This is a genomic window from Gracilibacillus kekensis (genome assembly GCF_900143085.1).
In the GTDB taxonomy this organism is placed as follows: domain Bacteria; phylum Bacillota; class Bacilli; order Bacillales; family Amphibacillaceae; genus Gracilibacillus; species Gracilibacillus kekensis.
In genome coordinates this window covers 381,358-406,863 of record NZ_FRCZ01000002.1, presented here as the reverse complement: position 1 = coordinate 406,863, position 25,506 = coordinate 381,358, and the positions used below count along the sequence as shown (strand labels likewise).

Annotated in this window: 20 protein-coding genes; 17 read left to right on the top strand and 3 right to left on the bottom strand. The window is 35.9% G+C overall.

Going from position 1 to position 25,506, the window contains the following annotated elements:
• Positions 1-626 precede the first annotated feature (626 nt).
• Together BUC25_RS07430 and BUC25_RS07425 are read left to right on the top strand one after the other, a co-directional pair.
• Complete coding sequence (locus BUC25_RS07430; protein WP_073201232.1) at positions 627-1,646, top strand: Gfo/Idh/MocA family protein; 1,020 nt, start codon at positions 627-629, stop codon at positions 1,644-1,646.
• A gap of 22 nt (positions 1,647-1,668) precedes the next feature.
• Positions 1,669-2,322 (top strand): SGNH/GDSL hydrolase family protein, encoded by a 654-nt coding sequence (locus tag BUC25_RS07425; protein WP_073201231.1) that lies wholly within the window; start codon positions 1,669-1,671, stop codon positions 2,320-2,322.
• 3 nt (positions 2,323-2,325) lie between these two features.
• Here the strand turns inward: BUC25_RS07425 and BUC25_RS07420 are convergent, their stop codons facing one another.
• Together BUC25_RS07420 and BUC25_RS07415 are read right to left on the bottom strand one after the other, a co-directional pair.
• Positions 2,326-3,171 (bottom strand): alpha/beta hydrolase, encoded by an 846-nt coding sequence (locus tag BUC25_RS07420; protein WP_073201230.1) that lies wholly within the window; start codon positions 3,169-3,171, stop codon positions 2,326-2,328.
• 15 nt (positions 3,172-3,186) lie between these two features.
• A complete protein-coding gene (locus BUC25_RS07415; RefSeq protein ID WP_073201229.1) occupies positions 3,187-4,587 on the bottom strand; it encodes a Na+/H+ antiporter NhaC family protein in 1,401 nt (466 codons plus the stop codon).
• Between the two features lie 161 nt (positions 4,588-4,748).
• On the opposite strand from BUC25_RS07415, the gene BUC25_RS07410 reads away from it, so the two are divergent.
• The 4 genes from BUC25_RS07410 (at position 4,749) to BUC25_RS07395 (ending at position 8,470) form a co-directional block, all read left to right on the top strand.
• A complete protein-coding gene (locus BUC25_RS07410; RefSeq protein ID WP_244535152.1) occupies positions 4,749-5,636 on the top strand; it encodes an RluA family pseudouridine synthase in 888 nt (295 codons plus the stop codon).
• A 237-nt stretch (positions 5,637-5,873) separates the two neighbouring features.
• Complete coding sequence (locus BUC25_RS07405; protein WP_073201227.1) at positions 5,874-6,878, top strand: dienelactone hydrolase family protein; 1,005 nt, start codon at positions 5,874-5,876, stop codon at positions 6,876-6,878.
• Positions 6,879-6,997: 119 nt separating this feature from the next.
• Positions 6,998-7,615 (top strand): hypothetical protein, encoded by a 618-nt coding sequence (locus BUC25_RS07400; protein WP_073201226.1) that lies wholly within the window; start codon positions 6,998-7,000, stop codon positions 7,613-7,615.
• A gap of 90 nt (positions 7,616-7,705) precedes the next feature.
• The gene (locus BUC25_RS07395) at positions 7,706-8,470 is read left to right on the top strand and encodes a sugar phosphate isomerase/epimerase family protein (RefSeq protein ID WP_073201225.1); all 765 of its coding nucleotides are present in this window, start codon (positions 7,706-7,708) and stop codon (positions 8,468-8,470) included.
• A 588-nt stretch (positions 8,471-9,058) separates the two neighbouring features.
• On the opposite strand, the gene BUC25_RS07390 is transcribed toward BUC25_RS07395, so the two are convergent.
• A complete protein-coding gene (locus BUC25_RS07390; RefSeq protein ID WP_073201224.1) occupies positions 9,059-10,042 on the bottom strand; it encodes a LacI family DNA-binding transcriptional regulator in 984 nt (327 codons plus the stop codon).
• A 137-nt stretch (positions 10,043-10,179) separates the two neighbouring features.
• Here BUC25_RS07390 and lacZ point away from each other — a divergent pair, with 137 nt between their 5' ends.
• The 11 genes from lacZ to BUC25_RS07335 all read left to right on the top strand — a co-directional run bounded on the left by lacZ (position 10,180) and on the right by BUC25_RS07335 (position 25,506).
• Positions 10,180-13,278 carry a beta-galactosidase, LacZ type gene (gene lacZ, locus BUC25_RS07385; protein WP_073201223.1) on the top strand — a complete coding sequence of 1,033 codons (3,099 nt, stop codon included), beginning with the start codon at positions 10,180-10,182 and terminating at the stop codon, positions 13,276-13,278.
• 64 nt (positions 13,279-13,342) lie between these two features.
• Positions 13,343-13,525 carry a cold-shock protein gene (locus BUC25_RS07380; protein WP_073201222.1) on the top strand — a complete coding sequence of 61 codons (183 nt, stop codon included), beginning with the start codon at positions 13,343-13,345 and terminating at the stop codon, positions 13,523-13,525.
• 464 nt (positions 13,526-13,989) lie between these two features.
• Entirely contained in the window at positions 13,990-15,321 is a 1,332-nt protein-coding gene (locus BUC25_RS07375; RefSeq protein WP_084543403.1) for an ABC transporter substrate-binding protein, read from the top strand.
• A gap of 69 nt (positions 15,322-15,390) precedes the next feature.
• Positions 15,391-16,311: a carbohydrate ABC transporter permease gene (locus BUC25_RS07370; RefSeq protein ID WP_073201220.1), complete on the top strand. Its 921-nt coding sequence runs from the start codon at positions 15,391-15,393 to the stop codon at positions 16,309-16,311.
• A gap of 13 nt (positions 16,312-16,324) precedes the next feature.
• Positions 16,325-17,170 carry a carbohydrate ABC transporter permease gene (locus tag BUC25_RS07365; RefSeq protein WP_073201219.1) on the top strand — a complete coding sequence of 282 codons (846 nt, stop codon included), beginning with the start codon at positions 16,325-16,327 and terminating at the stop codon, positions 17,168-17,170.
• Positions 17,171-17,203: 33 nt separating this feature from the next.
• Positions 17,204-18,226, top strand: a complete 1,023-nt coding sequence (locus BUC25_RS07360; protein WP_073201218.1) for a LacI family DNA-binding transcriptional regulator — start codon at positions 17,204-17,206, stop codon at positions 18,224-18,226.
• A 10-nt stretch (positions 18,227-18,236) separates the two neighbouring features.
• Positions 18,237-18,860, top strand: a complete 624-nt coding sequence (locus BUC25_RS07355) for a YesL family protein (RefSeq protein ID WP_073201217.1) — start codon at positions 18,237-18,239, stop codon at positions 18,858-18,860.
• A gap of 292 nt (positions 18,861-19,152) precedes the next feature.
• Complete coding sequence (locus tag BUC25_RS07350) at positions 19,153-20,898, top strand: methyl-accepting chemotaxis protein (RefSeq protein WP_073201216.1); 1,746 nt, start codon at positions 19,153-19,155, stop codon at positions 20,896-20,898.
• Positions 20,899-20,940: 42 nt separating this feature from the next.
• Positions 20,941-21,636 (top strand): ABC transporter ATP-binding protein, encoded by a 696-nt coding sequence (locus tag BUC25_RS07345; protein WP_073201215.1) that lies wholly within the window; start codon positions 20,941-20,943, stop codon positions 21,634-21,636.
• Entirely contained in the window at positions 21,611-22,642 is a 1,032-nt protein-coding gene (locus BUC25_RS07340) for an efflux RND transporter periplasmic adaptor subunit (RefSeq protein WP_244535159.1), read from the top strand. The genes BUC25_RS07345 and BUC25_RS07340 overlap by 26 nt, the downstream gene beginning before the upstream one ends.
• Before the next feature lie 17 nt (positions 22,643-22,659).
• Positions 22,660-25,506, top strand: a complete 2,847-nt coding sequence (locus BUC25_RS07335; protein WP_073201213.1) for an ABC transporter permease — start codon at positions 22,660-22,662, stop codon at positions 25,504-25,506.

Sequence of the window (25,506 nt, the reverse complement as noted above, 5' to 3'; positions counted from 1 at the left end):
CATAACTTAGGTATCCATTTTGAAATGATATACGTGCGTATAACCGCTCCGGCTTGCCCACTTCCCTTTCCGTGGGGTTTCCCTTCAGCTAACTTTCCCATGCAAAAAACACATGGAATAGTGGATCTTCAGGGAAACCGATCCCACAGGAGTGGAAGTGGCCGCCTATGCTTAGTGGGACTCTACAACTATTGCAAATGCTAATAGTTTGGATGGTTACAATTAGAAAATAAATCAGCTTATATTGATAACAATGATAAGTAATCTAATGACATATTGATAGGAAATAGTGAATAACGCCAACATGCTTATTTTTGCTTGAGTTGCAGAGTATAAAAAAGCGCAGGCGTCCGCTTCCACTCCTGCGGGAAGTTTTTATCCGAAGATCCACTTTTTAAGCGAACTTTGCATAAAAAGTTAGCTGAGGGGAAAAACCCGCGGAAAGGGAAGAGGACAAGCCATAGCGATTGTTACGCAGTTATAAAATCTCATAATTACTACAAGAGGTATGTCATATAATCCTGCTTTTGCGGGCTACTTAATGGTGAGGAACATATATTAGGGTCTTTTGAATAGAATTATTTTCCTTAGTTCGCTACTATAGAATATAAGAAAGGAGAGCGAGTATGAGTTTACATAAAATAATTGTGGTTGGATGTGGAGACATGGCCAATATTTGGATGGATTATGTTCAGCAAAGGAAAAATGCTGAGATTGTAGCACTTGTTGATTTAAATGAAGGCGCTGCCATCCGTAAGAAACAGCAAAGAAATCTGGATGTACCAGTTTACACAGATTTAAAGACAGCAATTGAACAAACACATGCCACTCTGGTGTTTGACGTTACCATTCCTGCTGCACATAAAACAGTTGTATCAACAGCTTTAAATGCTGGTTGTGATGTGTTCGGTGAAAAACCGATGGCAGAGAATATTAATGATGCAGAGGAGATTATAAAAATTGCGGAAGACACTGGTCATACATACAGCGTCATGCAAAATCGGAGATATTTAAAACAAATCAGACAACTGCACCAACTTGTGCAAAATGAAAAATTTGGAGACATAAAAGAGTTACATGCTGACTTTTTCCTTGGCCCACATTTTGGCGGTTTCAGGGATCAAATGGATAGTCCGCTTATCATCGATATGGCGATACATACCTTTGATCAAGCACGATTTATTGCGGGTTGTAACCCAACCTCCGTTTATTGCTATGAATTTAATCCAAAAGGTTCTTGGTATGATGGAAGAGCTTCAGCTATTTGTATTTATGAAATGGAGAATGGTTCTGTCTTTAGCTATAGAGGGTCATGGTGTGCAGAAGGATTTCCTACTTCATGGGAAAGTGAGTGGCGCGTCATTGGCACTCAAGGTACAGCAAAGTGGGATGGTTTTAATACCCCTTCATCAGAAATAATTGCACAAAATTCTTCAACAGAATTTATCAAACCGACTAAAAAAGTGTCTGCTAATTTTCAATGGCCAGGCAGAGAAGGACACTTCGGATGTTTAGATGAAATGTTTGCTGGATTAGAAGAAAACAGAAGAGCAGAAACAGACTGTCACGACAATATTCACAGTATGAAAATGGTCTTTGCTGCATTGGAAAGTGCTAAGACAGGAAAAACAGTTGAGATCTACTAAAATAATCAGGAGGATTTAAAGCATGCAGTTAGAAAAAAACCAAAAATTATTATTTATAGGTGATTCTGTTACCGATTGTGAGCGAGAGAAACCAGAGGGAGAAGGATTATTTCAAGCCTTAGGAAATGGTTATGTGTCCATTGTGAACGCCTTTTTGCAGGCGAATTATCCAGAATTAGGGATACGCGTTGTGAACAAAGGTATATCTGGTAATAAAGTTAGAGAATTAAAAGAAAGGTGGCAAGAAGATGTAATAGACCAAAGTCCTGATTGGTTAACCATAATGATAGGAATTAACGATGTATGGCGACAGTTTGACACACCTTTTATTCCAGATCATCATGTAGATATGGAAGAGTATAAAAACACATTAAATGAATTGGTTAGTGAAGCGAAAGCAGTGACAGGAACTATTGTATTAATGACACCTTATTATATCGAAGCAAATCCTAATGATCAAATGCGTGCTACAATGGATAAGTATGGACGAGCAGTAAAGCAAATTGCTGATAAACATCATACAATTTTTATTGACACACAAGCGGCATTTAATAAACTGTTGGAGAATTTATACCCTGCAGCAATTGCATGGGATCGTGTCCATCCTAATGAAACGGGACATACCGTTTTGGCAAAAGCCTTTCTCAATGAAATTGGCTTTGATTGGAAAAAATAAGTATTAAAGCTGGCTTTTCAGCCATATCATCAGTTTGTCGATTGCTTTATCTTGGTAGCGGGCATGCCATGGATGATGATATCCTTCATCAAATGAAACGAGTCCTTTCTCTGGAATGGAAACAGAATCTAAAAATAACTGAATGGAACGAGGATGAACAATTGGATCCTTTTGGTCGTAAACGCATAGTAAAGGAAAACGAAAAAGCGCTCCTTCTGCGATTGCCTGCATCCCATTTTTCATTAATTCTGTTAACCATCTTGCAGTATATTCAGCTGTAATCAGTGGGTCTTGTTGTAAAGTTTTTTCTTTTGGTAAGTACGGTTCGAGTATTGGAAATTTTTCTGCAAGTTTCCTCCATCTCGTCGGTTGAATCGATAGACCGGGAGTAAGGACAGATACCGTACCTAATAGTTTTTTCGCCAAAAAGGGTATTTGCACTCGTAATTCCAATGCAGGCGAGGATAAAATAACACCATTCGTCAAGTCGGGGAATTGTTGAACATACCGAATCACGATTAACCCTCCTAGACTGTGACCAAATAGAAAAAGAGGGATACAAGGATTGTCTTTTCTAATTTTTTGAATGAGAATTTCGAGGTCATGTAAATAATCAGCAAACGTATTTACATGACCTCTTATCCCTTCAGATTTACCAAAACCTCTTAAATCTGGTGAAACTACTGCAATGTCTTCTTTTAAGAAAAATTCTGCAATATGTCTATATCTTTCTGAATGCTCACCTGCACCATGAACTAATAAAACGATTGCTTTTGGTCTTTTAGGTAACCAACTACGATAGAAAATTCTTATATTGTTAAATCCATCAAAATGGTTTGTCTTGTACATAGCAACCTCCAGCAATTACAGAATAAGTGTCATAATACTATAAAGGATGGTTGAAATAATAACGGCGACCAATGCAGGACCTAATTTGTACCGTGCATACCTTATGACATTAAGTCCGAGAATTTTGGCAATGGTATTCGTATTATCACTTAATGGAGAGGAAAAGGAACCAAATGAACCACTGGCGAAAACAGCACCAACTACTAACGGCAGGGAAGCATCAGCTGCTTGCGCTAACGAAAATCCAAGTGGCATTAATATCCCCCATGTGCCCCATGATGAACCAATAAAATAAGAAACAAAAGAGCCAATCAGAAACATAACAGGTGGAATGAATAATGAAGGAATCCAATCCACATTGTTTGTAACGAAGGAAGAAAAACCAAGTTCATCTGTGACAGATGACAATGCCCAAACCACTGACAGTAATAAAATAACAGACATTAGATTATTCCCTGCTTCAATGAATTCATGTATCATTTTTTTTAATGAATTTCGTTGAGCAACTTGCATCATAAAAGTAACTAATACAGTGATAAACAAAGCTAGTACCATTGCTTGTAAGACATTAGCTTCGATAAATGCTTGCGGAAACGGATAGCCTTTTGTAAAACCATCCCACCATGTTAAAAACAATGTCAAAGTAATTACCAATGTGACAGGGATAATAAGATTCCAAGGTTTAGAAGGTAAATCGTCAGCAGTAGCTGTATTTTCCTTCTCGATAGTGACTTTGTCAGGATCTCGTTCTTCTTCCCTTAGTGGCTCTTTTGAATGTCGGAAAAATACAAACAAAGTACCAACGATGATCATAGAGATCGCAAAGAAGTTAAAGGGAATACTCTGAATAAAAATCGAATAGGCATCTTTCTCGATACCATGATTTTGCAAGCCCATTTCAATTACCGAAACCATATAGCCAACTGAAGCTGTCGCAATGGGAATAAGTACAATAACAGGCTGTGTACTTGTTTCAATCATAAATGCCAATTCTTTTCTTGTCATGTTTATTTTTGTTAATAATGCCTTCATAATAGGTGCCACGGTAACAATTCGAAAACTAGGTGCACTGAAGGTACCTAACGTTGATACCCATGTAAGAAGGATCGCTTCTCTTTTACTATCAATCCGTTTGGAAGTTAGATCAACAAACCCTTTGATTCCACCAGAAATTTTTATTATGCCAACTAAACCGGCGAACATATACAAAAAGATAATGATTTGTAAATTATTAATATCTGTTAAGCCATCGACGATATATTGAATCGATATTTGCATACCACCCAGGAGGGTCGGTTGAATAAAATAAGCACCAATGATCAAACCTAGTGTTAAACCTGGAAAAACTTGCTTGGTCCACATCGCAGTGACAATCACCACAATAAATGGAACAATGGCAATCCAACTTCCTTCCATAGTCCATCTCCTTTACTTTTTTCATGCTACTATCCATATGTAATGCTGACATGTATTGAAGTCTCACTATATTAGCATGGTTAAAAAGGATGAAAATATTCTTTAAACCAACATTTTGAAGCGAAAAAGGGTATAATGAAATTAGGATGGAGGCTAAGAATATGAAAACGAACAGACAAAATTCGAATATGGAAGAGTACAAAGTGGAAAAAACGACAGAATTGCTTCCTTTCTTGCTTGAAACTTTTTCTAATCGTAGTAGAAATGCCGTTAAATCAATTTTGACACGTGGTCAGGTGTATGTTAATAACCAAGAAATTACCGAGCATAATTATACACTTCAGCCAGGGTACAGTGTTACCGTTCAAAAAAATAAAGCAGCCAAAGCGGCTACATTTGAAAAAATGAAAATCCTATATGAAGATGACGCGATTATTGTAATTGAAAAAGATTCAGGCCTATTATCTATAGCAACAGAAAAGGAAAGGTCATTAACGGCTTATAAGCAATTAATGGAATATGTTCAACAAAGCAATCCGAACGATCGTATCTTTGTCGTTCACCGTCTAGATCGAGAAACATCTGGAGTGATGTTGTTCGCAAAAAGTGAAAAAATCAAAAAGATCTTGCAAGAAGGCTGGAGTGAAATGGTACAGGAGCGATCCTATGTGGCGCTTGTAGAAGGTATTGTCAAGAAAAGTGAGGATACGATTACGTCTTGGCTAAAAGAAACGAAAACATTTAAAATGTATTCTAGTAAGAAAGCAGGAGATGGCAAAAAGGCGATCACGCACTATAAGGTCATTAAAGCTAATAATAATCTTTCACTCTTGTCGGTTTATTTAGAAACAGGCAGAAAAAATCAAATTCGTGTTCATATGTCTGATATTGGACATCCGATTGTGGGAGATAAAAAGTATGGTGCAAAGGCGAACTCTATTGGGCGTTTTGGGTTACATGCGATTGTGTTAGCTATTAAGCATCCAGTCACAAGTGAACTTCTACGTTTTAAGTCGAATATACCTACTGAGTTTTTGAAAAAAAAGTAAATCATTCTATCGTAATTTATATAGTTTACAATTTGAAAATCCAAGCGATTAGATGGACATCGTTTGGATTTCATACGTATTAGGATCAAATTACGCACTAATGTTACTTTGAATAAAAATTTAGCATTGTAGCGCCTATGTATTTTCGCAAATGAGAAAATAAGCTATAATAGAAACACAAATAATCAAAGCGTTTTCATTTTTGTTGAGAGAAACTTTTTAAAAGGAGTTGGATATATGAATCAGCTTGATCGATTATTTGAACAATTTTATAATAATGCGTTAGAAGAAACTATTAAAGCTGCAGGCCCAATAGAAAGGAAGTTAGCATTAAAAAGTACTCTATTGGAACTGTTAGGTGACTTTTCTTATTTAGATGAAACAAGAGTGCCACTTCAAGCCACAATAGTTGAAACGGAACAATTTAATGAATATAAACGAGAATTAATAATCTTACCCTTAACAAATCTTTTGGAAGTGAAAATGTACGTTTTAACACCTAAAACAGAGAAAAAAAATATTGCTCCTGTATTAGCACTTCATGGTCATGGATATGGTGTGAAGGAAGCGGTAGGTTTAACAGAAGATGGAGAGCAAGAAGCGGTTTCGGGAATACACAATCAATTTGCGGTACACTTAGTTAAAAAAGGTTTTAAAGTTTTCGCACCTGAAGTGATCGGTTTTGGTGATCGCCGTTTAACAAGAGATATGCAACAAGGTAACATTAATTCCTGTGAAGCGATGGCAACCAACTTATTAATGGAAGGAAAAACGTTGGCAGGATTGCGAATTTGGGAAGCAAGAAGAATACTGGACTTTATAGAAAAAGCTAGTGATGTCGATAAAGAAAAAATAGCGATAATGGGCTTCTCAGGAGGTGCATTGATTGCGGCTTACACGGCAGCTCTTGATTTGCGAGTAGCAGCGACTGTCTTAACTGGTTTCACAAACACATTTAAGGGAAGTATTATGGCAATGCATCACTGTATTGACAATTATATTCCTGGCATCTTAAACTACGCAGAATTGCCGGAATGGATCTCGTTAATATCACCTAGGAGTCTTTTTATAGAATCCGGCGAAAAGGATCCGATATTTCCGAATAGATTTGTATTAGACGCAATCAAGCAAATTGAAGAAAATTATCAAAATCGACCGGAAAAGTTCCGTTATGACATCTTTCCAGGAACCCATGAAATTAGTGGAAGAATTGCATATGATTGGTTAAAGGGAGTTCTATAAAGGATAGTTGGAAGCGTAAACAAGTAAAATTTATGTAAAAAACCATATACAATTTCATAATATCTTAATTGTGCTATACTTTTAAATAGAGAAGCAATAATCAGGGGGAGTTTCATCAAATGAAAAAGTTATGGGCAACATTGAAAACGATGTCTTTTAAAGAAGCAGTCGATTATATTTGGGAATATTATAAATTACATATATTTGGAATTGTTTTTGGTGTGTTTATTTTAGTATCTATTTTAACTACCATATTTGAAGAAAAAGAAGAATTATATCAGTTAATGGTGGTAAGCGAAATATCCTATGATGTGACAGAAGAATTCTCGAATCAAATAAACGACAAATATTTTGATGATTTCCAAGTAGCAACGGACAACATCATTTCAGATGGGGGTTCTTTATCGGAACAGTCATATGAACAGGTGCAAAAATTAGTTGCTCGAATTGCGACAGGAATGATAGATATTATGGTAACTGAAGAAGAATTTGCAGCTGAAATGCTTGGTCAAGAAGGGTTATTGGATTTTAATCAGGTCATAGATGTTTCTTTACTTGAAGAACATAATGTAGAATTATATAAATTTGATACCGAAAAAGTATACGGTATAAGTACCAATCAATTTGATGTGTTTAATGACATGGAAGCCTTTGAAGATCGTATTCTGATAATACCTGCTAGTTCTGAGAATTTAGACAAAACGACTCAATTTTTAGAAGAATTACTTGAATCTTAACATAGAAATCGACAAGACATTCAAATGCTTGTCGATTTTTTCTAATATTAATGAAAACAAGAAAAACTATAAATGAGAGGAGATTAATAGATGAAGTTAGGATTATGCTCTGTAACGTTTCGTGACAAAGATCCTGAGCAAATTATTGATTTAGCAGTTAAAGCAGAATTAGATGGAATTGAATGGGGGGGAGACGTTCATGTTTCACCTGGTGAATATCAAAAGGCAGAGCAAGTAGCTGCTTTGACAGTTGCACGAGGATTAGAAGTAAGTTCATATGGATCCTATTATCGTTTAGCAGATCACTCTGGTAATGAGTATGATTTTATTACTGTTTTGGAAACAGCTAAAAGATTGGGAGCACCAGCAATAAGGGTTTGGCCAGGCATGATGGGAAGCAAAGATGCAGATGAAAATTATCGAAAAAAAGTGGTTACAGATGCGATTAATATTGCAGATTTAGCAGAAGAAGAGGGGATTAGTGTTCATCTGGAGTATCATGATCATACCTTAACAGATACGAAAGAAAGTGCTACAAAGTTAATGGAAGAGATATCTCATCAAAATGTATTTATATATTGGCAGCCACCAAATCGAGTAACCATTGAAGAGAGACTAACTAGTATTGAGATGGTAAAGAAATGGATATCAAATATTCATATTTTTCATTGGTTATCTTTTCATGAACGATTAAATTTAGCAAGTGGTGCTAAAGAATGGCAAAACTATATAGAATTAATTGAGGAAGACGGTAAAGAACGCTATGTGCTTATGGAATTTGTAAAGGATGATGATGAACGACAATTTTTACAGGATGCGAAAACATTACACGAATTAAAAGCAATGATTAAGTAACATAATAGCTTCTGAATACTGCTTCTGTTAATGATTAAAGAGGTTGTGACAACACAATTCTTATGCGTAATGAAGAGACTACGCAGTAAAAGTGGTAATGATGAGATTTTATAACTGCTTTGCAACCGCTTCGGCTTGCCCGTTTCCCTTTCCGCGGGTTTTTACCCTAAGCTAATTTTTTAAGCAAAATTCACTTAAAAAGTGGATCTTAGGGTAAAAACATCCCGCAGGAGTGAAAACGGACGCCTTCGCTCTAAACGGATACTACAACTGTTGTAACAGCTGTCATTTTAAACTTTCTATAAGTATTTCGTATACATTATTGATAGTAGTCTTTTTTTAAACTTTGCTTCTATTGTAGAATTTCAACCAGCGTAGGCGTTCGCTACCACTCCTATGGGATTCGTTTTTCCTGAAGATCCACTTTTCCATGCGGTTTTTGCTTGGAAAAGTTAGCTGAAGGAAAAACCCCATGGAAAGGGGAGCGAACAAGCCGTAGCGAATGTTACGCACAAATTTACTGTTAAAATTACTACATCAATTAATGCATAGAATCCTGTTATTGCGCAACAATACATATAGTATCGTTCAGGTTGTTTCTCGTTTCACTAAAGAAGTATCGATATAAACTTTTTTGGAAATCTGACGATCATCGCGTAAACGCTCCATCATTAAATTGACGGCTGTTTTGCCCATTAGTTCTTTTTCAATTCTTATAGTCGTTAACGAAGGATAAACATATTTAGAAACACTGATGTCGTTCACACCAATCAAACGAACTTGTGCAGGTACGTCGACTTTTGCTTCATTTAATGCCTTTAAAGCACCAATCGCAAGTGGGTCATTGGCAGCTATAAAACCTATATTTTCTAATGTGTTTTGAGATATAAACTTTTTCATTAATAGATACCCACTATCTACATTAAAATGATCTTGTAAAATAAGCTCTTCATTTAATACATTATTTTCTTTTGCTAATCGACGAAAGAAGTGTTCACGAATATCTTCTGTTGGTTTAATTGTTCCTTGTAATGTTTCTTTCCCACCGATAAAACCAATATGTGCTACTTCCTGACCAATCAAATGGTATAGCGCTTGGCTAATCACTTGTTGAAAATCAGTCAGCACGGCATCGCATCCACTATGGTCAAAGTCCGAATCCACTAACACTACGTGCGTGCAAATAGACTTTAATTGTTCTGTTTGAATTTTACTAAAACGTCCTACTGCGATAATACCATCTACATCAGAGGGGATATCGTCGATATCGTTGACTGTATATTTTATTAAATGAAGATGCATCTCTTTCGCTTGATCTTCAATCCCGTGACGTATGCCCATATAATATAAATCCGTCAGTTCCTCAGACTCTGTCACCCAATGCACGAAAGCAATTCGTCGTGTTATCTTTTTTCGGGTCTTCTTTTTTTGGTAGGACATCGATTCTGCAATTTCAAAGATTCTTTTTTTAGTCACTTCTCCCACTGAGAGGGTTGGATCATAGTTTAAAACTCTAGACACTGTTGCAATGGATACACCAGCTTTTTTCGCTATATCTTTTATTGTTGCCATTTATTTCACCATCCGTTAAGTAAAACAAGTAAAATTTAACTTGATTATTTTTACCTTTTATTTTATTATACTACATAAGTAAATAAATACGAAAGATGAAAATGTATTCGATTACAATAATAGGAGGTATTAAGTTGATGTTTAACAAAACAAAACAAACCTACACACCACCAAAAAATGGCTTTCCAGAGTGGAATAACAATCCAGAGATATTTGAATGGAACCGTATGCCTCAACACGCTTTAGCAATTCCTTACCAGAGTCGTGAACAAGCTTTTAGTTTTAAAGATGAAAAGTCACCATTTGTGAAAAGTTTGAATGGTGAATGGAAGTTTCATTTCTCAAAGAATCCGGACGCGCGGATAAAGGAATTTTATCAAGGTGACTTTGATGTTTCGAATTGGGAAAATATTAATGTACCTGCCCACTGGCAGTTAGAAGGGTATGACTACCCTCAATATGTTAATACGAGATATCCTTGGATTGAACACGAGGAGATAGAGGCACCATTTGCTCCGACAAATTATAATCCAGTTGGTCAGTATGTAACTACATTTGATCTTCCAAAAAAATGGGAAGAGATGCCGATTATTTTACATTTTGCAGGTGTGGAAGCGGCTTTCTATGTTTGGCTTAATGGAGAATTAGTTGGTTATAGTGAAGATACCTTTACCCCAGCAGAATTTAATCTGACACCGTATTTACAAAAAGGTGAAAATAAATTAGCTGTTGAAGTATACCGTTGGGCAGACGCTAGTTGGCTAGAAGATCAAGATTTTTGGAGAATGAGCGGGATCTTTCGTGACGTCTATGCCTATGCATTACCAGACTTACATCTATATGATCACCGTATTCGTACTTCATTTGATCAAAATTATCAGGATGCAAGCCTTGAAGTACAAGCACATGTGCTTAATTATTTTCAAAAATCTCTTCCTACAAGTCAACTGGAAATAGAATTGTTGTCAGCTGATAATAAGACCGTAAGCAAACAAACGATTGAATTAGACTTGGATCAAAAAGAGTCTTCAACGGCTACAATTACAACAAATATTAAAAAACCTTTTCAGTGGAGTGCGGAAAATCCTTATTTATATACTGTCGTTCTGACGCTAAAAGGTGAAGATGGTCAAGTTTTCGAAGTGTTTGCGACAAAAGTAGGGTTCCGTCAGTTTGAAATGATCGATAACATTATGCATATTAATGGCAAACGAATTGTTTTTAAAGGTGTCAATCGTCACGAATTTACTGCTGACAAAGGTCGAGCTGTTACGGAACAAGATATGATTGAAGATATTGTGCTTATGAAAAAATATAATATAAATTCTGTGCGTACTTCTCATTACCCAAATCATCCTAAATGGTATGACTTATGTGACCAATATGGATTGTACGTAATTGATGAAACAAACTTAGAGACACACGGAACATGGGAATATGGACAGCAAAATTTAGAAGATTCGTTGCCTGGTAGTAAGCCAGAATGGACAGCAAATGTGTTGGATCGCTGTAAATCGATGTACGAGCGTGATAAGAATCATCCATCCATTGTCATTTGGTCATTAGGGAATGAATCTTTTGGTGGAGATAATTTCGTAAAGATGCATGACTATTTTACGAAAGAAGATCCGACTCGCTTGGTGCATTATGAAGGTGTTTTCCATTATCGCCCGTCTGACCATGCGTCAGATATGGAATCAACCATGTATCGAAGCCCACAAGAGTTAGAATTTTATGCAACGCAACCTGGTGATAAAAAACCATATATCTTATGTGAATATTCACATTCAATGGGGAATTCAACAGGTAATTTAGATAAATACACTAAGCTTTTTGATCAATATCCTTCATTACAAGGTGGGTTTATCTGGGATTGGAAAGATCAAGCACTTCGTCATCAGACCGATGATGGTACAGAATTTTTAGCATATGGTGGCGACTTTGGTGAGTCACCTCATGATGGCAATTTTGCTGGTGATGGTCTGATATTCGCAGATGGCGCCGTATCACCTAAATTACTAGAGGTTAAAGCATGCTATCGTAATATCGATTTTGAAGAACAAGACCTAGAAAAAGGTGTATTTAATATTATCAATAAGCACCTTTTCCAATCCTTAGAGGACTATAAATTAGTATGGACCGTTGAAGAGAACGGCGAAGTTATCGAATCTGGGGTCCAATTATTAGATGCAGCACCACAAAAAGAACAGATCGTAACTTTAGCTTACCAAAATGATAAATTCGATTCATCTAAGGAACAAGTGATTACATTACAAATCGTCTATGAAAACCTTCCATTTTGGGCTAAGCCTGATCATGAGGTGGCATTTGAACAATTCTTTATCCCTGCAATAACGAGAAGTAATGCTGCTAAAGGTACGATAAATGTAAACGAACAGTCTAATTCTTATCAGATAACAGGAGAAGAATTTAGTGTTTCTTTTGATCAAACTACAGGTGATTTCACATCGTATCTTGTCAAAGGGGTAGAATTAATCAAAAGTCCGATGGTTCCTAATTATTGGAGGGCTATGACCGATAATGACCGTGGTGCTAAAGTAGATGAAAAGAATAGTGAGTGGCGTAAGGCTAGTCTTGAAAGAACATTAATCGACCTTCATATCGAACAACAGGAAAGTATTGTAGTCGTTGAAGCATTTTATCAATTACCGACAACATCAGTTTCATTTGCAACTGTACGTTATTCGATTCATGCATCAGGAAAGATTGAGGTAGAAAATCAGTTACAACCAGGAAAAGGTTTGTCTGATGTTCCAGAAATAGGTATGAGATTTGAATTGGCAGATTCATTTGACCGTTTGGAATGGTATGGCAAAGGACCACATGAAACGTATTGGGATCGACAAAAAAGTGGTAAAGTTGCGAAACATGAAGGAAAAGTTTCAGAACAGCTGCAGCCTTATTTAAAACCACAGGAGAGCGGAAATAAATGTGGAGTGCGTTGGATGAAAATTACTGATAACCAAGGTAATGGCATTCAAATAACGGGAGATCCAACCGTTGAAGTGAATGCACTAGCCTACACACCTTTTGAACTTGAAAAAGCCAGTCACCATTACAAATTACCTGTCTCTGATAAGGTCTCCGTAAGAGTTAACGGATGGCAAATGGGTGTTGGTGGTGACGATAGTTGGGGACAACAAACACATCCAGAATATCGTTTATTCGCAAACCAAAACTATGTCTATCGTTTCACGCTTGAAGGATTATCGTAATAACTTTGTAATTAAAGATAATTAAGCGTATAATAGAGGTATAACCCATGAAAGGGAGTGCCGAATGGCTTATTTTAATAACCAAAAAGAACCTGTAGAAAGTGTAGAAACAAATGTCTGGTCTTGTGTGAGTGACGATTGCCAAGGATGGATGCGCGAAAATTATTCGTTTGAAAAAGAACCAGCTTGTCCAATCTGTCAATCTGAAATGAAAAAAGAGGTACGAGTGATACCAGAGATGAAATAGAGAGTACAGTGAAAACTACTTTTCTCCAACTTATAGGAGAGGAGTAGTTTTTTCTTTGTTTAACTTTAAGTATTCATGATCGTGCATTTAGGTTAATAATTCACAGGAAAGACTAGGAATGCCAAAATTAAACTGTCAGGAATTTTTAGTGATGTTATTATAGGAAGTTCCTTAATATAACCACTGTATCAGAAACCGTTTTCCCTTAGTTCCCAGTTTAACGGATATTTTTTCTAAAAAACACTTGATTTTGTAAACTTATCGTAATATAATGAACTAAGAAAACGGATACACAACGCTGCAGCGGAAATATTTGTATCTTTTTTTTTCTTGATAAGGAAACCGTTTTCTTAGTTTCGTTGGAATTATAGCATGCATCCTTGTAAAAGACATTATCGAAACTGTGAATTCGATGCTTGGATTAGTAAGTGATTTTTAAATTTAAAAACATGGGGGTTAGTGTGATGAAAAAATGGTTAATGACAATTTTACTTTCTCTAGTCGTCTTTTCTTTAGCTGCTTGTAGTGATGATAGTGACAGTACAAGTGGCGATAGTGGTGAAGAAGATAGCACCAGCGAAAATAGTGGAAATGAAGAAGAAACTAGCAGCGACAGTGGTGAAACAGTGGCTCTGGATTTTTGGATTTTTGGTAGCACAGGCTATCAAGAGTTAGTAGATGAGTATATGGAGGAAAATCCTAATGTAGAAATCACCATTAATGAAGGTGAAATGAATGATATGCACAACAACTTGTTTACATCAATTTCTGCAGGAAGTGGTGCACCTGATATTGCTCAGATAGAAATCAGTCAAGTTGAAAAATTCCTGGAAGCATCCGATCAGTTTTATAATTTAAATGACTACGGTGCAAATGATGTTTCTGGTAACTTCCTTGATTGGAAATGGGCACAAGCTCAAAATGTAGATGGATCTTTTCAAATTGGGTTACCAACTGATATTGGTCCAACCACAATGTTTTATCGTACAGATGTAATGGAAGAAGCTGGTCTTCCGACAGATCGTGAAGAACTAGCTGCTGAAATTGATACATGGGATGCTTACTATGAAGCAGCTAAAACAGTTAAAGCAGAAACAGGTAAGTTTATTGCAGATACACCAAAACTCGTATTTAATGCATTAAGAGATCAACAAGAGCAACAATATTTTAATAAAGATAACGAGCTGATCATAGAAGAAACTGTAAAAGAAGCATATGACTACACGACAAAAATGATTCAAGAGGGCTTAGTTGGACAAAATGAACTTTGGACCCCAGAGTGGGGAACTGCAATGGCTGAAGGTACTTATGCGACATTGCCGGGTGCTCCTGGTTGGATGGTTGCTAATGTAAAAGGTAATGCACCAGATGCTTCCGGATTATGGGATATTGCATCTATTCCTGAAGGTGCTGGTAACTGGGGCGGTTCTTTCTTAACTATCCCAGCTGAATCAGAATATCCGCAAGAAGCATTTGATTTCATTTCATGGTTAACAGCACCTGAACAACAGTTGAGATCATTTGAAATTGCTGGATTGTTCCCATCTACACCAGATGTATATGAGAATGAAGAATTTTTAGCAACTACTGATGAATACTTTAGTGGTGCTCCGACTGCACAGATTTTTGCTGAAGCTGCACAAGCAGTAGAAACAGTACACATGGGTGTGAATTATGCAGTTGTTGATACAGAGTTGTCAACGGCACTTACAAATGTCGCGGTAGATGGAGCTGATCCGCAAGATGAATGGGATGCAGCTGTGGAACGTATAAATTCACAATTAGAAAGACAATAAGGATGATGTGCAAACGGTCTATGGAATCCATTCATAGACCGTTTGAAATCAATGAAGGGAGAGATTATGATGGCTCAAACAGAAACGACGCTAACTACCAAAAAAAAATCATCCTTAAGTGAGAAAACAAAAGAAGCCATTTCTGCTTACATATACATTTCACCATTTTTTATATTGTTTGGGATTTTTGGGCTATTTCCAATTTTATTTAGTTTTTATTTAGGATTTCAAAAGTGGAATGGTTTAGGTGAAATGGAATATGTAGGTTTGCAAAATTTCGAATGGATATTAACGGACCAGATATTTTGGACTTCTTTATCTAATACATTAATTATGTGGGTATTAGGAACGATCCCACAATTAATAATTGGTATCATTTTGGCATATGCCCTAAATTCGGCACTTATTAAGATGAAAAGTCTTTTCAGAGTAGCGATTTTTATGCCGTATGTAACGTCGACTGTTGCGGTTGCGATTGTTTTTGGGATTATGTTTAATAATCAGGATTTTGGTCTGTTTAATGTTATTTTAGGCTGGCTTGGATTTGATCCAGTTAGTTGGGGAACTTCCTGGTGGGGGGTTAAAATAGCCATTTCTACTATGGTGTTTTGGCGCTGGGTTGGTTACAACACAATTATTTACCTTGCAGGACTTCAAGCTATACCAAACGAATTGTATGAAGCAGCACAAATTGACGGAGCTACGATACGTCAGAAAATACAGTATATAACCATTCCGATGCTACGCCCGATCATTATATTGACTGTTTTCACTTCAACTATTGGTGCTTTGCAATTGTTTACAGAGCCCTTAATTTATATTGGTCGGTCATTCAGAGAAGAAGGTATAACCGTGGTTTTATATTTATATCGTGAAGCATTTACGAATTTATCATTTGGTCCAGCTTCCGCAGCTGCGATTATCTTATTTATTATAATAATTATAATATCGTCTATTAACGTATTCATTGCAAATCGGATAGGACGATAAGGAGGGTTAGCAAATGAGTGAAAAAACAGGATCTAAAAAGGTTTCAATTTCTAAGTTGTTTGTCTATTTATTACTTGTAATTGCTGCCTTTCTATCTATCTTTCCATTGTATTGGATGTTTGTAATGGCTACAAACCATAATAGTGTAATTAATAGTGTACCACCGGCGTTTATTCCCGGTTCGGAATTAGTTACTAATTTTACAAATGTGATCAATACAATCGATTTTTTTGGTGCAATTTGGAATTCCTTAATTGTATCTGTTGTAACAACAATAGGTGTGTTATTTTTATGTTCTTTAGCAGGTTTTGCTTTCGCTAAATTTGAGTTCAAAGGAAAAAATTTCTTATTTGTGGCGATTCTTGTGACCATGATGATACCTCCACAACTTGGGTTAATTCCGCAGTATTTCATCATAACTCAATTAGACTGGCTAAACGATCTAAAGGCAATTATTGTACCAGGACTAATTGATGCATTTGGTATATTTTGGATGAGGCAATATATTAGTAGTAATGTTCCTGATGAACTTGTAGATGCTGCCAAAATCGATGGATGTACGAACTTTAGAGTGTATTGGAATATAGCAGTTCCTGTTATTATACCGGCTTTTGCTACATTAGCGATTATTAAGTTTATGTATATTTGGAACGATTTTCTATGGCCGCTTGTTGTTTTAAGAGAAGAGTCTTCTTTTACGATACAGGTTGCTTTACGTGGTTTGATTGATAACTATGTACGTGATAATGGCATGATTTTATCCGGAACATTTTGGGCTACCGTTCCACTAATCATTATCTTCTTATTGTTAAATCGATTATTCATTCAAAGTTTAACAGAAGGTGCTGTAAAGAGTTAAGAACTTTAATTTTGAATTAATAGAGGGATTCTCATGAAGTTGACAATCAGAGATATAGCAAAAATGGCGGGTGTTTCACCAGGGACTGTATCTAAAGTAATTAACAAAACTGGGAGTATCAGTTCCGAGACGAGAAAAAAAATAAATAAAATAATTATGGAAACAGGATATAAACCTAGTTTTTCCGCCAAGTCTTTGGCGACGAAAAAATCGAATCTAATTGGTTTGATTTTCCATGTTGAACTTAGCCACCCCTTTTTTAACGAAGTGGTGAATTCATTTAAAACAGCGATTGGAAAACTAGGTTACGATATTCTTGTTTTTTCCGATAAAAATTTTAGTAGTAATAAAGAAGATTATGTGGCAAGATGTAAATATTTTCAGTTAGATGGATGTGTCATTATCTCTGGAGAAGAGTTGGAAGCCCCTCTTGATGAATTGGATCAAAGTGATGTTCCATGTGTAGGAATTGATATCGAACTAAAAGGACCAAGATCAAGTTATGTATCTACAGATAATAATAAGGTTTCTGCAAAAGTAGTCGAATATCTCTACCTGAATTCGATTAAAGGGGTAGCATTCATTGGTGGTCCGAGTGATTCCAAGATTTCTAACATTAGGAAGAATGCATTTATTCATTTTATCGAACTTTTTGGAATGGTAAAACGAGCAGATTGGATACAATATGGTGACTACTTTGAAGAGAGTGGTTATCAGGCGATGAAACGAATACTGACTAGTTCTCCTTACCCACAGGTGGTTTATACTGCGTCAGATATGATGGCATTTGGGGCACTAAAGGCTATTAAAGAAAAGGGAATTCGTGTACCAGAGGATATAAAATTAATCGGCTGTGATGATATTGAGGCTAGTCGTTATAGCAATCCACCCCTAGCAACGGTCAAACAAGACAAAGAAAAGATGGGAAAATTAGCTGCTTATATGTTACATGATTTAATTTCTGATAACGCAGAGCCAGGTTCTTTATTAGTTGATCCTCAATTAATGATAAGAGAATCATGTTTTATTGAAACCGAAATAATGATTTCCTCCTGAAGGTGACGCTATGAATACATCTGAAAACATGTTTTTTCGTATAATCGATATTTTCGCCCACTTTTTGTTACTTAATGTCTTATGGGTGATATGTTGTATACCGATTTTGACTATATTTCCAGCTACTACTGCTTTATTTGGCGTTGTCCGTAGATGGCACACAGAAGGAACAGATGCTGGAGTTGTTTATTTGTTCTTTTTACTATTTAAGGACAACTTTAAAAAAAGCTTTATTATAGGAATAATGTGGTTAGTTGCAGGATTTATTTTATATTTTGATTTGTCAATTTTAATGCAAGTCGATTTTACTGGAAAACTGTTTGTACTAATTTTGTTGATCTTTTCCAGTGTTCTCTATCTCTTTATATCCATTTACATTTTTTTCGTGTTCGTTCATTATGAATTATCTGTTATACAATCTCTCAAAAATGCGTTGTTCTTATCTATTGGTTACTATCTTCAAACTATTTTAATCATTCTAATAATAGTTGGAGTACTAACTGTAACCTATTTTGCACCAGTTTTCTTAATGATCGTCGGGAGTGTTTTGGCATTCTCCATTTATAACGTTTTTGCTAGATTGTCTAAAAATCAAGAAAATCGAGAAATAAAGAGTAGAAGTCTTCGTGTGTAGTAAAAAATAGAATGACTTATTTAATAATAGGCTGTCAAGTAAGTTCTTGACGGCCTATCTTCATAGTGCGATTTTTCTAGTTGTTCTAGTTCAAAAATTATTATCACAGTGCTAATCGCCCGTATTACCACTACTTCAAAATTTGAGCTTTTGTAAGGAAGCTTAGTAGGGGAAAGCGGACGCTAACTTCCTTATAAGTTTAGCTAACAATCAGTGCGAATGATTTGGAGTCTTACTTTATCTTCAACAAAGAACATACATTCTTGTTTTTATTAGAAAAGAGGGATTACATATGTTTAATGCATCTATTACAAAAATTAAAAATATTAACTTTCATCAACGTACGCTTAGAAATTTGAATATTGGCAAGAAATATGGACTGACATTATCTTTAATATTTATTTTATTCGCAATATCTACAGCGATCGTTTTAACCTTGATGAATAAAACAGAAGAGAATATTTTAAATTTAGAACAAACAGGCTATCAAGCAATCGAAATTACAGAATTAGGAACACTTATACAATCAAAAGGTATTAATGTCGTGACTTTTGTTCAAGAAGGCCATCAACAGTTTATTGATGAGTATCAAACACAACAACAGGAATTTAATACATTAATAAAAAATCTTGAAGGCTCAATGAAAACAGACAAGCAAAGAGAATTGCTAGACAAAGTAATTGCAAATGATGAAGAGATCAATAAACTATTTTTAACAGATATTATGGAAGAACGATCTTCAGGTAACCAAACAAACACGGAGAGTCTATCCACTCAAATTAGAAATTTAAGAAATGAGTCGGTTTTTTTATTAGAAGAAATCAGAAAAAACCTGATAGAAGAGCAAGCAGCCTCTGTGTCTCAAACCAAAGAAAACCAGCAAGCTAGCATAATGGTCTTACTTATATCTATGATCATATCCATTGTGATCGGTGGACTGCTCGTATTTTTTATTAGTCGCGTAATTTCTAGTAATCTTAATAGATTAGTTAAAGTAAGCAATCGTATAGCGGATGGCAATCTTGAGGTAGATACAATTGATTACGATGGATCTGATGAAATTGGTAGACTTGCTCAAGCTATAAATACAATGAGTCATAATTTAAGGTTAATTATTCAACAAATTTCTAAAGTATCTGACATTGTTAGTAGGAAAAGTGAAGAATTAACGCAATCATCTGTTGAAGTAAAGGCAGGTTCTCAACAAGTTTCTGCAACTATGCAGGAATTATCATCTGGTGCTGAAACACAGGTGGATAATACAAGTGCTCTATCTTCTTCCATGGAATCATTTATTAGTAAGCTACAGGAAATAAGCGCAAGTGGTGATCATATTAATCATTCATCTAATGAAGTACTTGCCATTACAGAAAAAGGTGGACAATTGATGGAAACATCTGTACACCAAATGAACCTTATCGACCAAATAGTCAACGAATCAGTGAAGAAGGTACAAGGTTTAGATAGCAAATCTCAAGAGATAACCAAGTTGATTTCTGTCATAAAGGATATCGCGGAACAAACAAATTTATTAGCATTAAATGCCTCGATTGAAGCAGCCCGAGCAGGAGAACATGGTAGAGGTTTTGCCGTGGTAGCCGATGAAGTAAGAAAGCTGGCCGAACAGGTTTCTGTTTCAGTGTCGGACATTACAAATATTGTAAGCGATATACAGATAGAATCTACAGGTGTCGCCAAATCGTTATTAGGTGGTTATGAAGAAGTTGAAAAAGGAACGAAGCAGATAGAAAATACAGGTGAGACATTTACAGAAATAAATCAAGCGATGAAACAGATGGTGAGCAATTTTAAAACTGTTACAGGTAATATCGCAACGATGTCAGAAAACAGTCAGGATATGAGTGGTGCTGTTACAGAAATAGCTACTGTTTCGGAAGAGGCAGCTGCAGGCATTGAACAATCATCTGCTTCCTCTCAACAGACAAATAGTTCGATGGAAGAGATTGCAAATAATGCTGGAGAACTCTCCAAAATAGCGGAAGAATTAAACGAATTGGTAAGACAGTTCAGGTATTAATTTTAGTAAGCTCATCTTAATGGAAAAGTGGTGGCAAATAAAATGAATTCTCTCCTCGAGGTGCGCCATCTAGGAAAATCCTTTGGTAAAGGAAATAATAAGGTTCAAGTTTTGAAAGACATCAATTTTACCATTAATAAAAGTGGTTTAACAGCTTTAAGAGGAAGGTCTGGTTCAGGAAAAACGACCTTATTAAACCTAATTGGTACTTTGGATAAACCTACAGAAGGCGACATCTATTTTCAAAATAAGCAAATAAGTCAATTTACGGAAAAGCAAAGTTCTGAAATAAGAAGGTTGCATATGGGTATTATTTTTCAATCATACGGTTTAGTACCTTTGTTGACTGTAGAAGAGAACATTGAATTCGGTCTTCGAATTACAAATGTACCAAGGGCCGAATGGAAAAAGAGAATCGATGAATCGATTCATCTTGTTGGACTGGCGAAAAGAAGAAATCATCGACCGTTTGAACTATCTGGTGGTGAACAACAACGTGTCGCCATTGCTAGAGCAATCGCACCTAAGCCACCATTGATTTTGGCCGATGAACCAACCGCAGAATTAGATTCTAATAGGGCATTTCGTATTATTAATGTATTTCAAGAGTTAACCGAAAAGGATAACATGACCATTTTGATGACAACACATGATCCGGAAATTTTAGAAATGTTAGACAATGTTTATGCATTGGAGGATGGGCAGCTTGCAGATGAAAAAAAAGAGAATCATGCTTAGACTTATTTTTTTGTTCCTGTTTATGGCTATAACTTTACTGTTAACAGCTTGTTCCATATTTCCTAAAGAGGAGCAAGTAATTGCTCCTCCATTAGTGGAGCCTGCGAAAGTAAATTATGACGTAGCAGAAGTAGAAAAAGGGACTATTGTTAAACAGTTAACAGGAACAGCGACATTTAGCCCCCACACTAGCGAGAATTTATTTTACCAACAAACAGGAGGGCGTCTTGAAAAAGTACATGTGAAAGAATCGGATATCGTTAAAAAAGGTGATACCTTGATTGAGGTCAACAGTGGAAATGTGAAAAGTGAAATACAACAACTAGAGATCGACTATCAAAAAGCCGATTTGCGAGTCAAACAGCTGGAGCAACAAAGGGCAGATAAATATTCCATTGAAATAGCAAAATTAGATAAGCGAGGATTAGCACTAAGTCTCTCCCAGTTAAAGGATCAATTGGCAGCATCTAAAATTGTTGCTCCAATGGATGGTATGGTAACTTTTGTAACAGATAAGGGAATTGGTGAGAACATAGAAGCATTCGAATCCATTGTTCGTGTGGCTGATACAGCTAATTTACAACTTCTTTATTCAGCAATTAATACTAGCGAATTAGAAGAAATAGAAATCGGAATGGGTGTAAACGTTACCATTAATGGAGAAAAAATGCAAGGTGAGGTTGTTCAAACACCTGACGACATTCCGGAAGATATTGCAGAAACTGATTCCGATTTATATAGCAGATCGCTTTTAATTGATGTAGAAACAGAGTCAATCGATATAGAGGTTGGCCAAAGTGCGGAAATTGCAATAGTTATCGCTAAAAAAGAGGAAACATTAATCATACCTAAAAACGGTTTACGAACATCTGGAGCTAGAAATTATGTTCAGATTCTTGTAGATAATACAAAAAGAGAAATTGATGTAGGAACAGGAATTATTTCAGCTACGGAGGTAGAAATAACTAAAGGGTTAGAAGAGGGAGACGAAGTAATACTCAAGTAGAGGGGGGAAATTGAGCTATGGCAACCATAAAAATAATTTTTCGGAAAATGCTTAACAATCGCTGGCTCACTGTTAGCTTATTCCTCGGCTTGTTGATTACGGTATCACTTGTTTCCAGTATACCGACCTATACTTCCGGTGTGCTTCAAAAATTGCTGGTAGGAGAATTGGAAGATTATAAAATAGAAGAACAAGAGTATCCAGGAGAATTTTCCTTTTCAGTGAATTACTCGAAAGATGATGAAATTAATCGTTTGTCTATTTTAAACAGAGTGGAAGAGTTAAACCAAGAATTAGTGATGAATACAGAACTGCCTAAAGAAACAGAAGTAACTATATTGAGTACATCGCCCCAGCGGGTTCGTCTCCAGGAAGAACTCCAAGAAAAGAGTACCCGAATTCTCTCGTTATCAAATATAGAGGATCATATTACGATTACGGATGGCAGACTCCCAAGTGATAAGCAGGTCGAAGGAGTTTATGAAGCTTTGGTACCGGAGAAGGCATTGCTGGACAGGGAAATGGTTGTGGGAAATATACTAACAATTGGGGAAGGAGAAGCTCAATATCAAGTAAAACCAGTTGGAACCTTCAGTGTGAAAGAAACGAATGACCCATATTGGACATTATCCCCTAATGCGTATAGTCAAGATTTTATTATTTCGGAAGAATTATTTAAAAACGATTTAATAAAAAATAATCATGACTTACTGGAAACTAGTAAGTTTGTGACAGCTTTTGATTATACAGCTTTCGAAAGTAGCGATATACAGTCTTTATTAAATCTTGAAAGAAAAGTGAATGCGGAAGTAAGTACGCTGATGGAAACAATTATTCTTGTAGAATTTCCAACACAGGATATATTATCATCTTATTTAAAAAAAGGTGAACAATTAAAGACAATGTTGTGGTCACTGAATATACCGGTTTTAATCATGCTGGGTATCTATTTATTTATGGTGTCTCGATTAATCGTTCATAGACAGTTAAATGAAATCGCAGTATTAGCTAGTCGTGGTGCGAATCGATTGCAAATTGTAGTTATGTATTTCATTGAAATAGCTATATTAGGTCTGCTAGCCTTTGTGATTGGACCGTTTATTGGATTGCAATTTTGTAAATTATTAGGAGCAACCAATGGCTTTTTGGAGTTTGTGAATAGAAGTGCACTTCCAATAGAAATTTCACCCGAGTCCTATATTTATGGATTAGTTGCTGTTTTCGCCGCTATAATTATGGTAATGATACCAGTTTACATAGCTTCCAACCAAAGTATTATTCATCAAAAACAGTCAAATAAGGATAAGAAAAATCATTTTAAATGGTATACACTGCTTATTGATACATCATTAATTGCTATAGCTATATATGGCTTATTTTCTTTACAGAAACGACAAAAGGCATTAGCTTCCGTTATGCCAGGTGAAGATGTTTATATGGATCCGATTTTATTTTTTTTACCTGCGATATTTATTATTGGACTTGGTCTATTTCTATTAAGAATATACCCTTTTGCTTTAAAGATCATTTATCGTCTGGGAGAGAAGTTTTGGTCCATTTCCCTATACACTACATTTTTGCAAGTAAGTCGTTCTACGAAACAATATCAATTTTTAATGTTGTTTTTGATAATGACAATTGGTGTTGGTATGTACAGTGCCAGTGCTGCTCGTACCATTAATAACAACTTAGAAGAACAAATTCTTTATAAGAATGGTGCTGATATACAGCTTGAAGTCGAGTGGGAAAGTAATGAAATATTGGCAGGAAACCAAGCTATCGCTGAAAACGCAACAACAGAAGAAGACATCGATGTAACAGAAGAAGTGGAAACCAAAGAAATTGTTTATAGTGAACCACCATTTGAACCTTATACTCAATTAACAGGTGTCGAACATGCAACAAGAGTTTTTACAAAAGACCCTGTTAAAGTGGAGGCAAAGGGAAATACATTATTTTCAACAGAAATGCTTGGCATAGAGCCGAATGATTTTGGTCAGACTGCATGGTTTAAATCCACTTTGCTTCCACACCATTGGTACAATTATTTAAATTTACTTGCGAATGAGCCTAGCGCTGTGCTTATATCACAATCGGTATCCAGCTCATTAGGTGTGAAAGAGGGAGACTACTTAACGGTGGAGTGGGACGGTTCAGATACTGCTGAATTTGTCGTTTATGGGATAATTGACTATTGGCCAACATTTAATCCAATATCAGACACGGAAGAAGATAAGAATCCATCATTAATTGTTGCTAATTTACCTTACGTTCAAAATTTAATGGGCTTAGAACCGTATCACATTTGGTTGAAAACGGATCCGCAAATAACTAGAAACGAATTATATCAAGCGATCAAACAAGATAAATTGCCTGTGAGAGATTTGAAAGATGTCAAGCCTCTATTAATCCAGTTAAAAACGAGTGCATTCTTATTAGGAATAAATGGAACGTTGACATTAGGGTTTATCATTTCGATGATGATTACTTTTATTGGCTTTTTATTATATTGGATTCTTACTGTGAAATCACGTACATTACAATATGGAGTTTACCGTGCAATGGGTTTTCCAATCCATAAATTAATCGGAATGCTCGTTTGGGAGCAACTGCTGACATCTGGTATGGCTTGTTTATTTGGGATAGTTATTGGCGGAATAACGAGCAGGTTATTCGTACCTCTTTTTCAATTGTCATTTGATCCGCAAACGATCGTACCACCTTTTCAAGTAATATTTGATCCTGCTGATATGTGGAGAATTTATCTATTTGTTGGATTTATGCTGGTTGTTGGACTAACGATTCTTGTTTTGTTATTGAAAAAAATTAAAATACATCAGGCAATAAAGTTAGGTGAGGATTAA